Genomic DNA, 13,272 nt, shown 5'->3' with positions numbered 1-13,272 from the left:
TCCGCAGGTGAGAATAATACATATTTAGGCTGTTTTTTGGTAACTTTTGACAATGTGCGCAAAAAAATAACCCAGCTGCATGCAACCGGGTTCGGGTGAGGTGAAAAGGTTATTTTAGCGTGTGGCCACGCCCGCACTTTCCAGCATGGCGTGGAGCAGAACATTCGCCCCGGCGGCGACCTGTTCCGGCGACGAATACTCAATCTCGTTATGACTGATGCCGTCTTTGCAGGGGATAAAAATCATACCGGTGGGGGCCAGCATACTCATATACACCGCGTCATGCCCGGCACCGGAAACAATGTCCATGTGCGAATAACCCAACTGCTGTGCAGCCCGACGCACTGCCTCTTTACACTCCGGGTGGAATGGGGCTGCGGGGTAGTGCGACACCAGCTTCAGTTCTATGTTCAGCCCGGTTTCCCCGGCAAGCTGCTGAATAAAGGTTTTCAGGGCGGCATCCATCTCATCGACCGCGGCATCGGTCATATTGCGAAAATCAATGGAGAACTTCACGCTGCCGGGCACCACGTTACGGCTGTTGGGATGGACCTGCACCATGCCCACCGTACCGCGCCCGTGCGGTGCCGAAGCGTTAGCAATGGCGATCACCTCCTGCATGATGCGCGTGGAGACTTGCAGCGCATCCTGGCGCATTGCCATCGGGGTCGGCCCGGCGTGAGACTCCATGCCGGTAACGATGCAGTCGTACCAGCGGATCCCCAGTACCGCCTGCACCACGCCGATGGTGATATCCTGATCTTCGAGAATCGGCCCCTGTTCAATATGCGCCTCAAAATACGCGCCAATCGGGTGTTGCCCCGGTCGGGCCTCACCAGCGTAGCCAATCCGCAACAACTCCTCTTCGACCGTTTTACCTTCGGTATCCGTCGCGGCATAGGCGACTTCCAGCGGAAAGATCCCGGCAAAGACGCCGGAGCCCATCATTACCGGGACAAAGCGCGATCCCTCTTCGTTGGTCCAGAACACCATTTCTACCGGTGCTTCTGTTTCAATGGCGTTATCGTTAAGGGTGCGGATCACTTCCAGCGCGGATAACACGCCAAAGTTGCCGTCGAATTTCCCACCTGTGGGTTGGGTATCGATGTGGCTGCCCGCCACGATCGGCGGCAGGGTATTGTTGCGTCCGGGGCGACGCATAAAGACGTTGCCGATTTGGTCAATCTCAACCGACAGCCCGGCGGCTTTGCCCCAACTGATGACCAAATCGCGGCCCTGTTTGTCGAGATCGGTCAGCGTCAGGCGGCAACAACCGCCTTTCGGCGTTGCGCCAATTTGCGCCAGATCCATCAGCGATTGCCACAGGCGCTCGCCATTAATGCGTAGATCGCGGGTATCCGTTTTATAAGGTGTTGTGGAGATCACTTCGCTGCTCATCGTCTTCCTCCTCGCTTTACATCGATTAACGGGCTACGGCCTGCGGGGCGCGCTGGCGCTCCCATGCTGCAGCGGCGCTGAAGTCCGGGCCAAAGGGGGGCCTTTTGATATAGCGCCCGGCGCCTTCGCGGGCGCGCAACTCACCGTCTGCCCACACCACCACGCCCTGGCTGATGGTATACGCGGGCACGCCGGTGACCACGCGGCCTTCAAAGATATTGAAATCGTTACGTGAATGGTGGCTGCTGGCGGACAGGGTCTTACTGCCTTGCGGATCCCACAGCACCAGATCGGCATCCGCCCCCGGTGCAACACATCCCTTGCGGGGATAGATATTGAACAGCCGGGCGGTATTGGCCGAGGTGATGGCGACAAATTCGCTGGGGGTCAGGCGACCGCTGTTGACGCCGGCATCCCACAATACGGCCATACGTTCCTCCACGCCGCCGCAGCCGTTAGGAATTTTGGTGAAGTTGTCGAGGCCGGCGGCTTTCTGGCTGGCGCAGAAGGTACAGTGGTCGGTAGCGGTGGTGTGTAACTGGCCGGATTGCAAACCGTGCCACAGTGCAGCCTGGTGCGATTTATCGCGGAACGGCGGGCTCATCACGTGTGCCGCGGCGAATGAAAAATCCGGGTGACGATAGACGCTGTCGTCAATCACCAGATGCCCGGCCAGCACTTCACCATAAACCCGTTGACCGCGGCCGCGTGCGCGGGCGATCGCCTCGGCGGATTCCCGGCAGGAAACATGCACCACATAAATCGGTACGCCCATAATACTGGCGACGGTGATGGCGCGGTTGGCGGCTTCCCCTTCCACTTCTGGTGGGCGCGAGAGCGGGTGCGCTTCCGGGCCGCTGATCCCCTGTTTCAGCATCTCCTGTTGCAGTAACCAGACCATTTCACCGTTTTCCGCATGCACCGTGGGCATCGCTCCCAGCTCCAGGCAGCGGCGGAAACTGTTCATCAGCGTTTCGTCATCGCACATGATGGCGTTTTTATAGGCCATAAAGTGCTTAAAACTGTTTACGCCTTCTTGCTGCACCAGCGTGCCCATATCCTGGCGTACGCTCTCATCCCACCAGGTGATAGCAACATGGAAGCTGTAGTCGGCGGCAGCGTTTTCCGCCCAGCCACGCCACTGCTGGTAGGCCTCCATTAGCGGCTGTTGTGGATTGGGGATCACAAAATCGATGATCGTGGTGGTGCCGCCCGCCAGTGCAGCGGCCGTTCCGCTGTAGAAGTCATCTACAGTGGTAGTGCCCATAAACGGGAAGTTCATATGGGTGTGCGGGTCAATGCCGCCGGGCATCACATACAGGCCTCCGGCATCGACGGTCTCAGTCATTGCAGGCAACGCCCAGAGTGAAGCATCGCCCACAGCCGCTACCACACCGTCAACGCACAACACATCCGCACGGCGCTGGTGATCGGCATTGACCACCGTGCCACCTTTAATCAACAGATTACGCATTCTTGTCTCCTTATCGCTTCACCCCGGTTTTACGCGGTGGTTGCCATCGGGTTGTTGGGATGGGTTGTCCAGTTGGCATACTGGTCGGATACGATATGGCCGGTACGACTGTCCACTTCGCCGGGTTGTAGGTGGCGCAACGAGATGCAGTTTTCCACCGGGCAGATTGAGGCGCAGAGGTTGCAGCCGACACAATCTTCCTCACGCACTTCAAAGTGGCGCTCGCCGTTCTTCTGCGTCGAAATGGCCTGGTGCGAGGTGTCCTCACACACCAGGTGACAGCGCCCGCATTTGATGCAACTGGCCTGATCGATAACCGCTTTATCGACATGATTGAGATTCAGATAGCGCCAGTCGGTGACGCTGGGCAGCGCCATACCGCGAAAATCCTCCAGTGTGTGAAACCCTTTCTCATCCATGTAGTTTTCGAGGCCACTTATCATGTCGCGCACAATCTGGAAGCCGTGCACCATCACCGCCGTGCAGACCTGCACCGTGCCGCAGCCCAGCGCAATAAACTCCGCCGCATCACGCCAGGTGGAAATGCCACCAATACCGGAAATCGGCAGCCCGCGTGTGGCGGCATCGCGGCCAATTTCTGACACCATATTCAGCGCGATAGGTTTGACCGCCGGGCCGCAGTAACCGCCGTGCGATCCCTGGTTGCCGGTGTGCGGGGTCATCAACATCTGGTCGAGATCGACCCCCATGACCGAACTGATGGTATTGATCAGCGACACCGCATCCGCGCCGCCGGCTTTCGCGGCTCGTGCCGGATAGCGTATATCAGTGATATTGGGCGTCAGTTTGACGATCACCGGCAGACGGCAATAGTGTTTGCACCAGCGGGTGACCATTTCGATATACTCCGGCACCTGTCCTACCGCTGCGCCCATCCCGCGCTCACTCATGCCGTGCGGGCAACCAAAATTCAGCTCAATGCCGTCTGCGCCGGTGGCTTCGACCTGCGGCAGGATCCATTTCCACGCCTCCTCTTCGCAGGGCACCATGATGGAGACCACCACTGCGCGATCGGGCCAACGCTGTTTGATACGGGTGATCTCTTCGAGGTTGATGGCCAGGGTGCGGTCGGTGATCAACTCAATATTATTCAGGCCCAGGACGCGGCGATCGGGACCGCGCAGTGTGCTGTAACGCGGCCCGCTGACGTTAACCACATGCGGATCGATCCCGAGGGTTTTCCAGACCACGCCACCCCAGCCAGCCTGGAAGGCGCGCTCCACGTTGTATTCTTTGTCCGTGGGCGGCGCAGAGGCCAGCCAGAACGGATTGGGACTCTGGATACCGAGAAAATTACTGTGCAAATCAGCCATGGGAAGACTCCTGAAACAGTGTGGCGTTAGCGGCGTCGCTCTGTGGAATAGCCAGCGCCAGGGCGATCGAACGGGCAGCGGCCTTGCCCTGTTTAACGGCATCCACGGTCAGATCCAGCCCCCCTGCACAGCAGTCGCCGCCTGCCCATACGCCGGGAAGAGACGTGCGACCGCTTTCGTCGGTGGCAATGCGTCCCTGAAGAAGTTGGATCCCGGCGGTGGGCTGCGGATCGTAGTGCTGGCCGATAGCTTTCAGCGCCATATCGGCGGCGAGGGTGAAGGTTTCACCGCTGGCGATCACGCCCTGCGCGGTGGGAGTCATGACGGAGAAAGTCACACCGGTAAGCCGGTTTTCAGTCTGTTCGAAACGCAGCGGTGCTGCCCAGTGACGCAGCGTCACCCCGCACTGTCTGGCCCACTGCTGCTCTTTGTCGGACGCTTTCATGTCCGTTTCGCCCCTGCGGTAGACTAGCGTGACTTCGCGCGCACCCAGTTTTTTCGCCTGTACGGCAGCATCCACAGCGGTCATGCCGCCGCCAATCACCACCACGCTGCGGCCGATCGGGAACTGGCTGAGATCCGCGCACTGGCGCAGTTCGGCAATAAAGTCCACCGCCTCGCGTACGCCTTGCGGTTCTGGTGCGTCGCCGTCGAGCGCATTGACGCCCGCCAGCCCGAGACCGAGAAACACCGCATCATAGCGATCCCGCAACTGAGACAAGGTGAGGTCCTGCCCGAGGCGGACGCCAGGGTGCAGCGTAATGCCACCCACTGACAGCAGCCAGGCCACTTCCTGCGCCGGAAAATCATCCGCCACTTTGTAACGCGCCAGACCGTACTCGTTAAGACCACCGGCTTTGGGGCGGGCATCGAACAGATCTATTTCATGCCCGGCCAGCGCGAGGTGGTGAGCGACGGTCAGCCCGGCGGGTCCTGCGCCGACAATAGCAACGCGTTTACCGCTACTGGCGGCGCGACTGAACAGCGGTTTGCCGGGCGCGGCGAAGTAGCGGTCGGTGGCGTGACGCTGTAGTCGGGCAATTTCCAATGGGCGGCCATCCTGCACATTGCGCACGCAGGCCTGTTCGCACAGTGTTTCCGTTGGGCAGACGCGGGAGCAGGTGCCGCCAAGGACATTGGCCCGCAGGATCACCTCTGCCGCGCCGCGATCGTTACCCTGCGCAATACGCTGGATAAAGCTCGGCACGTCGATCTCCGCCGGGCAGGCGCGCGTGCAAGGGGCGTCAAAACAGTAGTAGCAACGTTCAGCTTCAATCACCGCCTGAACGGGCGAGAGCGGCGGGGTGCAGTCGGCGAACGCCCGGGTGAATTCTGCGGGTGTCTGTCGCCCAGAGCAGATCCCCGGCGTATCGAGTGTAGTCATCATGCCTCCTGAATAATCCTGACCAGATGGTTAAGTTTTCCCAGGTAACCATGCTATTTGTGTGCCATTCTGGCGAAGCCGGAAAATCAGCGTGTTGAGGTGCTGTGCACGCAATTGATCGTTACTTTTTGGTGCATATTGCCCATTTTTGGACGATGTTTGCTACATTTGGCAGCAAGATCACTCTTGGGGGAAACACCACCTCATGTCCGTTCAGGGTGCGAATTATTCGAGGCCGCACATCCGCCAGACGCTGCTTAATACGTGCGCCGTGGCGCGTGCTTGTGCAGCTTCGCTTGTTGGATCTTCACCGGAGACGGCGGCGATTTGGATATCGAAATCGGCGTAGGTTTGCGTCATCGACCAGACGGTAAAGAAGAAGTGGGTGGTATCCAGCGCGCGCAGTTGCCCTTGCGCGATCCAGCCATCCAGGATGCGAGCCTTCTCCGCCACCAACTGGCGTAAGTCGGTTTTCAGTAACGGGTGGACCACGGGTGCACCCTGCAGGATCTCATTGGCAAACAGTTTTGACGCGGCCGGGCGGTTGAAGCTAAAGCTGATTTTCCGCCTGACGTATCCGGCAATGGCGGTTTTCGGATCGGCCTGGGCGCAGATCCCCTCCAGCGGCGAGAGCCAGTCATCAAGGATATTTTCCAGCACCCGTAAATAGAGGTTTTGTTTGTTGCCGAAGTAGTAGTGCAAATTGGCTTTCGGCAGTGCAGCGGCATCCGCAATTTGTTGCATGGTTGCGCCGCGAAAACCGAAACGGGCGAACACTCGCTCAGCGGCGGGCAGAATAATGGCTTCGTTATCCTGGCGGATCCGCCCCTTTTCCGTGGTGTCTGCCACGTTGGCAGACTGAACGTGATTCATGAGGTGCGTCCTTCAATAGGCCGCCATCCCTGGCGGAACGGATTATTTCAGTTTTGCCGCGGCATCCCAGACGGCATGGGTCATACCGGCATCGCCGGGATCTTTCTTAATGACTGGCGTATCGCCACCGCTGTGCAGTAGCACGTCGATGGTGCGACGATAAGCAGCCGGATCGAGATAGCCGATTTTTGCCGTGCCGGCGTTGGTGATAAGCTTCGCCACGTTTTCCATCTGGCGGGTTTGCACCGCTTCGGTCGCCGCGCCGGAAGCATCCTGCTCAACGACGATTTTTGCTGCTTCTTGCGGGTGTTTCACCGCGTAGTCCCAGCCCTTAAATGACGCTTTCAGGAACTTCGCCATTTTGTTTACGAATGCCGGATCTTTCAGCTCAGAACCCAGCACGTACAAACCATCTTCCAGCGTGGAGACACCCTGGTCTTCATAGGGGAAGTTGATGAGCTCCTCCTGTTTCAACCCGGCGTCGATCAACTGCCAGTACTCGTTGTAGTTCATGGTGGAGATACAGGCGGCCTGATCCTGCAACAACGGATCGACATTGAAGCCCTGTTTCAGAATGGTGATATCTTTTCCGGGCTTGAAGCCGAGCTTGTTCATCCAGTTAAAGAACGGGTACTCGTTACCGCCGTACCAGACGCCAAGCGTTTTCCCTTTCAGATCGGCCGGGGTTTTGATGCCGGTGGATTTTTTACAGGTCAGCATCATCCCGGACCGATCGTACACCTGGGCGATGTTCACCAGCGGTACACCTGCCTCGCGCGAGGCCAGCGCATCCGGCAGCCAGTCGACGATCACATCCGCTGATTTACCGGCAATCACCTGGACGGGGGAAATGTCGGTGCCGCCGGGTTTAATGGTGACATCCAGCCCCTCTTCCTGATAGAACCCTTTCTGCTGTGCAACGTAATAACCGGCGAATTGCGACTGTGGCAACCACTTCAGTTGCAGCGTCACTTTCTCTGCGGCCGTTGCCTGCAACGCCAGAACAGACAGTGCCGCCAGCAACACACCCCGGCGAAAAGCGAAACCTTTTATCATTAGATAACTCCTCGGGTTAATGAGCCTGTAAACGTGCTAATCATCATGTTGTTTTTACTTTTCCAACGCGTTCCCACGCAGAGTGGGGTGCCAGAAATTGACGCGGCGGTCGAGGCGCACCAGCAGGCTGTAAAACAGCGAACCGGCGACGGACGCCACCACAATTGCCGACCACACCACCGGCATATGCATACGCGCCGATTCGGTGGAGATACGAAAACCCAGTCCGGCGGTGGGCGAACCGAAAAACTCAGCCACAATGGCGGTAATCAGCGACAAGGTGGCGTTCACTTTCAGGGCGCTGAAAATAAACGGCATCGCTGCAGGCAGACGCAATGCCAGCAGGCGCTGACGGGGCGTGGCGGCATAGCAGTACATCAGCTCCTGCTCCATCTTGCCGCTGGCCTTTAATCCGGCAAGGGTGCTGACCAGCGCCGGAAAGAAGGTCACCAGCACCACCACGGCGGCTTTTGACGGCCAGTCAAAACCAAACCACATCACCGCAATCGGCGCGACGCCCACCAGCGGCACGGTGCTGGTGAGGTTAGCAACCGGCAGCAAACCACGTTGTAAGAACGGCAATCTGTCGATCAACAGTGCCACGCCGATCCCCAGGCCGCTGCCGAGCAGATAACCCGCCAGTACTGACTTAATGACGGTTTGCAGCACATCGCCCGCCAACAGCGAAGCGCTGTCCACGAGTGCGGCGAGAATATCGAGTGGGGCAGGCAGGATCACCTGCGGCACGGCATAACCGGTGACGAGGATTTGCCAGAACCACAGTAACCATACGCCGAGCAGTGCCGCTACCGCGCCAGCGGGTACCGGCGCTCGCGCCAGTCGCTGTACGCTGACTACAGCCAGCAATGCCAGCGCACAGAGGGTGAGCGCGTGAAGCGGCTGCCACGCCAGCCACAGTGCGCTGATACTCAGTGTGGCGATAAACGCGCCAGTGCGCAGTGCGCTAAACGTCAATGAACACGCTGACAGCGCGCTCAGCACCAGTAAGGCGTTAATCGTGACCAGCGGCACAGACATTACTGTGGTACAGGTAAGTTGGATCAGCGACAGCATCAGTAACAGCAGTGCGCCAACCAGCAATACGGTTCCCGGGATTGCGCGACGTTTCATCATCCCCCCTTGCGCTGGCGCATCACCAGCCGTTCTGTCAGCGTTACCAACCCGGTTAACGCCAACCCAAGCAGCGACGCCATTACCAGCGCCGACCAGATTTGCAGGGTATTGCCGTAATACGAACCGGTTAGCAGCCGCGCGCCCAGCCCTGCCTGCGCGCCGGTGGGCAATTCCGCCACCATCGTGCCAACCAGGCCGCTGGCAATCGCGACGCGAAACGCAGGAAACAGATACGGCAACGAGGAGGGGAGGCGCACCATCCAGAAAATATCCAGCCGTCTTGCCGCGTAAGTGTGCACCAGCTCCATCTCCATTTTTTGTGGCGAGCGCAGCCCTTGCACCGTGGCGATGGTGACCGGAAAAAAGCACAGGTACATGGCGATAGTGGCCTTCGGCAACAGACCGGTAATGCCCACGCTGCCGAGGATAATCAGCACAATAGGGGCAATGGCCAGCACCGGAATGGTTTGCGAGGCGACGATCCAAGGCAGCAGGGCTTTATCCAGGGTGCGGGAATGCACAATGCAAATCGCCAGCAGCACACCCAGCACGATGCCCATCGCAAACCCTGTCAGCGCGGCGCTGGCGGTAACCCAGGTATGCAATAGCAGGTTGCGCGGCGAGGTCAGCGACCATTGCGTAATGCTGTTCCAGATGTCGATCACAATCTGGTGTGGCGCGGGTAACAGCGGGCGTGAGGCATTGAGTGCAGCGGCGAGCAGATCGCCGCTGGTCCATGCGCCGCGCGGTGCCAGCACCCGATCAATCACCCCTGGTGCATTGAGCGCAAAGGCCAGCAGATACCACAGCGCCAGGGCAGCCAGCATAACGCTGCCGACCGGCAGTGCGCTTTGCAGTAGGCGTCGGTGAACAGCGCTGGCGTTAATGTTCATGATGGCCCTCCACCAGCGCTTCACGCACCTCCTGCGCCAGTTGCAAAAAGGCGGGTGTATTGCGAATGTCCAGGTCGCGCCGGGCGGGCAGCGGGGAGTCGATCACTTTTACAATGCGGCCCGGGCGCGGCGACATCACCACAATTTTGGTCGACAGGTAAACGGCTTCCGAAATGGAGTGGGTAACAAACACCATGGTGCGCTGCTCGTTAAACCACAATTGTTGAAGCTGCTGGTTAAGGTTGTCGCGGGTGAGTTCGTCCAGTGCGCCAAAGGGTTCGTCCATCATCAGGATTTTCGGCTCGAAACCCAGTGCACGGGCAATAGAAACCCGTTGCTGCATGCCGCCGGAGAGCTGCCACGGGTATTTTTTTTCAAACCCTTTCAGTCCCACTCTGGCGAGTTGCTCACGGGCGATCTCATCGCAACGTTCGGGCGGCACGCCGTGGATCTGCAATGGCAATTTCACATTTGCCAGCACGGTGCGCCATGGCAGTAGCACCGGAGCCTGAAACACATAACCGTAGGCACCCGCCTGACGCGCCTCTGAAGGCGACATATCATTTACCCGCAACTCACCGGAGGTGATCGGTTCCAGATCGGCAATGGTGCGCAGTAGGGTTGTCTTGCCGCAGCCGGACGGACCGATAAAGGAGACGAACTCCCCCTGGCGGATGGTCAGGTTAATATCGCTTAACGCGTGTACCGGCTGGTCGGCCGCCGGATAGATCACATTGGCCTGGCTGACCGTAATGACTGGTCGCGCCGTGGCGCTGGTGGGTTTTAACGACACCAGCACCGATTCTTCAGCAAACATCGACTGGCTCATCCTGCTCCCCTGTTTTTTGACTAACTGGTTAGGTTTCTTTTCTCCATGCCATTTTTGTGCCAGGGGTGGGATTTATGTGTTTTTGCGGTTTTTAGCTGCATTTTTATCAACGAATTTGATCGGTTTGGTGCAGATGGCGACATGTTTGCTTTGTGATGGGGCAACGGGAGAGAAGAGGCGGAGAAGTGCAGCATAAAAAGCCTGTTCGCGGGGCGTTAGTGACAGAACGCACACACCGCTGTGGCAGTAAAAGGGAAAGCATGATCCCTATCATAAATCTCGAAAAGGACTGTCTCCGCCTGTTGTCAGGAATATTCTGATGGACTATCGTGATGTTGCCTCAACAAAGAGCTAACGCCACATCAAAGTGAGTGCCGGAGATAAGCGCCGGGCGGGGTAAGAAGTTTTGAACACTTTGGGAAAAAAATAAAACATCAGGCCCTGGCATTTTGCCAGGGCGTTTTATTTTGGCCCCTCCTGAACGCAAAAGGGGCAAAGGCAACTCAATCCCTGTCAATGGCAAAGGGCTGCCAGGCCTGACGCACCGGCATCACTTCCACACGGTTGATATTCATATGGTCCGGCAGGGTGGCGATGTAGAACATCTGCTCTGCAATATCCAGCGCGCTGAGCGGCGTGGTGCCGCGGTATAAATTATCTGACGCCGCCTGATCGCCTTTGGTGCGCACCAGCGTAAATTCCGTTTCCGCAATGCCTGGCGCAAGATCGGTTACCCGCACACCGCTTCCCAGTAAATCGCAGCGCAGGTTATAGCTAAATTGCTTCACAAACGCTTTGGTAGCGCCATACACATGGCTACCGGGGTAGGGCCATTGCCCGGCAATCGAACCGATATTGATGATCGAGGCACCCGCGCCATGTTTAATCAGCGTCGGCAGCAGCGCATGGGTTACATTCACCAGCCCGGTGACGTTGGTATCAATCATCGTCTGCCAGTCTTCCAGATCGACACGTTGTGCCGGTTGTGGGGAGAGTGCCAACCCGGCGTTATTAATCAGCGTAGTGATATCCGCAAACGCCGCAGGCAGGGAGGCAACGGCGTTTTTCACCGCATCTTTGTCGCGAACGTCCAGTTCAATGATGTGCACCGGTACTTTGCTGTGTAACTGCTCTTTTAAACGCGCAAGACGCGCCAGGCGACGCCCGCTCAGCACCAGTGACCAGCCCGCGTCGGCAAAGACCTGTGCTGCCGCTTCGCCAAATCCGGATGTTGCGCCGGTAATAAACACCACTTTCGTTGCTTCAGTCATCTTCATCTCCTGTGCCGGTTGTTGCGCCACTATAAAAACCCCGGCCCGCGCCAGACAGAGCCAGTTACCGGCAAACGGTGTGACACCTGTGTCACATACCGCCAGCACGACTGGCTCTACCCGCGAAAGAAGGGCGCGCCGCATGATGTTGTCAACAACAACGGCATGAAAGGAGCAGGATATGAAACTGGCACTTCAGAGCGAGATAGCGATAACCAATGATGACGTGCGTCAACTGGACCGGTCGTATGTGTTTCATTCATGGTCGATGCAGGGCAACCTCAATCCGATGGTGATCGCCGGTGCGAAAGGCTGTGAATTGTGGGATTACGATGGCAACACCTACCTAGATTTCAGCAGCCAGTTGGTGAACGTCAATATTGGTTACCAGCATCCCCGCGTGCTGGCGGCGATGAAAGCGCAGCTCGATGAACTGGTGACCATTGCGCCCGCCACGGCCAACCTGGCGCGTGGCGAAGCGGCGAAACGCATTGTTGAACTGGCGCCGGAAGGCTTCAGTAAAGTTTTTTTTACCAATGCCGGAGCAGATGCCAATGAAAACGCCATCCGTATGGCGCGGATGTACACGGGACGCGACAAAGTCTTCTCCGCTTATCGTTCCTATCACGGTAATACCGGCAGTGCGATTGCCGCAACCGGTGACTGGCGTCGTGTGCCCAATGAATATTCGCGTGGACATGTGCACTTTTTTAACCCCTATCTCTACCGCAGCGAGTTTAATGCCACCAGCGAAGCAGAAGAGTGCGAACGCGCACTGGCGCACCTGCGCCGGATGATTGAGTGCGAGGGGCCAACGTCTATCGCCGCCATTCTGCTGGAGTCCATTCCGGGGACGGCAGGGATTCTGGTGCCACCAGCGGGCTATATGCAGGGTGTCCGCGCGCTGGCTGATGAGTTTGGCATTGTGCTGATCCTCGATGAAGTGATGGCCGGTTTTGGTCGCACCGGTAGCTGGTTTGCTTTTGAGCAGGACGGCGTAGTACCGGATCTGATCACCTTCGCCAAAGGGGTCAACGCCGGTTACGTTCCTGCGGGGGGAGTACTGATTTCCGCACCGATTTCACACTACTTTGACGATCACTTCTTTGCCGGGGGATTGACCTATTCCGGCCATCCGCTGGCAATGGCGGCGATTGTCGCCACGCTGGATGCAATGAAAGAGGAAAAAGTGGTGGAGAACGCCGCCGCCGTGGGTAACGGTGTTCTGCGACCCGGACTGGACGCGCTGGCGGCGAAACATCCGCTGATTGGCAATGTGCGCGGCCGCGGTATGTTCCAGGCGATGGAACTGGTCAGCGACAGGAAACATAAGACGCCGCTGGCGGCTACGGATATGGCGGCGATCAAAACGGCGCTGACCCAGGCTGGGGTGTTAAGTTTTGTGGTAGAAAATCGCATTCACGTGGTTCCGCCCTGTACGATGAGTGCGGAAGAAGTGACACGCGGTTTGGCCATTTTTGACCGGGTTTTGTCTCAATTTGGTTATCTTTCGCGTTAATTTTGTTGGCGTCAGGTGTTCCTGACGCCTTTTCTGGTCAGTCCTCTGATTTCAAAAGCCTTTTTTAAAGAAAAACCATAATTTTTAGCACTGTTTTTCGCCGCGTT

At 57.9% G+C, this 13,272-nt stretch carries 11 protein-coding genes; 1 reads left to right on the top strand and 10 read right to left on the bottom strand.

What is annotated here, in order from left to right; all coding sequences use genetic code 11:
• Positions 1 to 114 precede the first annotated feature (114 nt).
• The 10 genes from GA0061071_RS06335 to GA0061071_RS06290 form a co-directional block, all read right to left on the bottom strand.
• The gene (locus tag GA0061071_RS06335; protein WP_088236710.1) at positions 115 to 1,398 is read right to left on the bottom strand and encodes a Zn-dependent hydrolase; all 1,284 of its coding nucleotides are present in this window, start codon (positions 1,396 to 1,398) and stop codon (positions 115 to 117) included.
• Positions 1,399 to 1,423: 25 nt separating this feature from the next.
• Entirely contained in the window at positions 1,424 to 2,872 is a 1,449-nt protein-coding gene (hydA, locus tag GA0061071_RS06330) for a dihydropyrimidinase (RefSeq protein ID WP_088236709.1), read from the bottom strand.
• A gap of 29 nt (positions 2,873 to 2,901) precedes the next feature.
• Entirely contained in the window at positions 2,902 to 4,206 is a 1,305-nt protein-coding gene (gene preA, locus GA0061071_RS06325; protein WP_088236708.1) for an NAD-dependent dihydropyrimidine dehydrogenase subunit PreA, read from the bottom strand.
• Positions 4,199 to 5,593, bottom strand: coding sequence for an NAD(P)-dependent oxidoreductase (locus GA0061071_RS06320; RefSeq protein ID WP_245191400.1), 1,395 nt, complete (start codon positions 5,591 to 5,593; stop codon positions 4,199 to 4,201). Before GA0061071_RS06320 ends, preA begins: the two co-directional genes overlap by 8 nt.
• Positions 5,594 to 5,815: 222 nt before the next feature.
• Positions 5,816 to 6,463 carry a TetR family transcriptional regulator C-terminal domain-containing protein gene (locus GA0061071_RS06315; protein ID WP_088236706.1) on the bottom strand — a complete coding sequence of 216 codons (648 nt, stop codon included), beginning with the start codon at positions 6,461 to 6,463 and terminating at the stop codon, positions 5,816 to 5,818.
• 42 nt (positions 6,464 to 6,505) lie between these two features.
• The gene (locus tag GA0061071_RS06310; protein ID WP_209446714.1) at positions 6,506 to 7,519 is read right to left on the bottom strand and encodes an ABC transporter substrate-binding protein; all 1,014 of its coding nucleotides are present in this window, start codon (positions 7,517 to 7,519) and stop codon (positions 6,506 to 6,508) included.
• Between the two features lie 54 nt (positions 7,520 to 7,573).
• Complete coding sequence (locus GA0061071_RS06305) at positions 7,574 to 8,653, bottom strand: ABC transporter permease (RefSeq protein ID WP_061496879.1); 1,080 nt, start codon at positions 8,651 to 8,653, stop codon at positions 7,574 to 7,576.
• On the bottom strand, positions 8,650 to 9,546 hold the full coding sequence (locus GA0061071_RS06300) for an ABC transporter permease (protein WP_061496877.1): 897 nt from the start codon (positions 9,544 to 9,546) through the stop codon (positions 8,650 to 8,652). Before GA0061071_RS06300 ends, GA0061071_RS06305 begins: the two co-directional genes overlap by 4 nt.
• Complete coding sequence (locus GA0061071_RS06295; RefSeq protein ID WP_082794178.1) at positions 9,536 to 10,375, bottom strand: ABC transporter ATP-binding protein; 840 nt, start codon at positions 10,373 to 10,375, stop codon at positions 9,536 to 9,538. The genes GA0061071_RS06300 and GA0061071_RS06295 overlap by 11 nt, the downstream gene beginning before the upstream one ends.
• Positions 10,376 to 10,878: 503 nt before the next feature.
• On the bottom strand, positions 10,879 to 11,646 hold the full coding sequence (locus tag GA0061071_RS06290) for an SDR family NAD(P)-dependent oxidoreductase (protein ID WP_088236705.1): 768 nt from the start codon (positions 11,644 to 11,646) through the stop codon (positions 10,879 to 10,881).
• Between the two features lie 181 nt (positions 11,647 to 11,827).
• On the opposite strand from GA0061071_RS06290, the gene GA0061071_RS06285 reads away from it, so the two are divergent.
• Complete coding sequence (locus GA0061071_RS06285) at positions 11,828 to 13,165, top strand: aspartate aminotransferase family protein (RefSeq protein WP_061496873.1); 1,338 nt, start codon at positions 11,828 to 11,830, stop codon at positions 13,163 to 13,165.
• Positions 13,166 to 13,272: the final 107 nt, after the last annotated feature.

The sequence above is a fragment of the Kosakonia oryzendophytica genome (genome assembly GCF_900094925.1).
In the GTDB taxonomy this organism is placed as follows: domain Bacteria; phylum Pseudomonadota; class Gammaproteobacteria; order Enterobacterales; family Enterobacteriaceae; genus Kosakonia; species Kosakonia oryzendophytica.
Note: the sequence above shows the minus strand (reverse complement) of the source record. Positions and strands in the feature narration are given on the sequence as shown.

Bases quoted from the DNA above. Each gene is read 5' to 3' on its own strand.
- GA0061071_RS06335 (WP_088236710.1), bottom strand. From the start codon at position 1,398: ATGAGCAGCGAAGTGATCTCCACAACACCTTATAAAACGGATACCCGC.
- hydA (WP_088236709.1), bottom strand. From the start codon at position 2,872: ATGCGTAATCTGTTGATTAAAGGTGGCACGGTGGTCAATGCCGATCAC.
- preA (WP_088236708.1), bottom strand. From the start codon at position 4,206: ATGGCTGATTTGCACAGTAATTTTCTCGGTATCCAGAGTCCCAATCCG.
- GA0061071_RS06320 (WP_245191400.1), bottom strand. From the start codon at position 5,593: ATGATGACTACACTCGATACGCCGGGGATCTGCTCTGGGCGACAGACA.
- GA0061071_RS06315 (WP_088236706.1), bottom strand. From the start codon at position 6,463: ATGAATCACGTTCAGTCTGCCAACGTGGCAGACACCACGGAAAAGGGG.
- GA0061071_RS06310 (WP_209446714.1), bottom strand. From the start codon at position 7,519: ATGATAAAAGGTTTCGCTTTTCGCCGGGGTGTGTTGCTGGCGGCACTG.
- GA0061071_RS06305 (WP_061496879.1), bottom strand. From the start codon at position 8,653: ATGATGAAACGTCGCGCAATCCCGGGAACCGTATTGCTGGTTGGCGCA.
- GA0061071_RS06300 (WP_061496877.1), bottom strand. From the start codon at position 9,546: ATGAACATTAACGCCAGCGCTGTTCACCGACGCCTACTGCAAAGCGCA.
- GA0061071_RS06295 (WP_082794178.1), bottom strand. From the start codon at position 10,375: ATGAGCCAGTCGATGTTTGCTGAAGAATCGGTGCTGGTGTCGTTAAAA.
- GA0061071_RS06290 (WP_088236705.1), bottom strand. From the start codon at position 11,646: ATGACTGAAGCAACGAAAGTGGTGTTTATTACCGGCGCAACATCCGGA.
- GA0061071_RS06285 (WP_061496873.1), top strand. From the start codon at position 11,828: ATGAAACTGGCACTTCAGAGCGAGATAGCGATAACCAATGATGACGTG.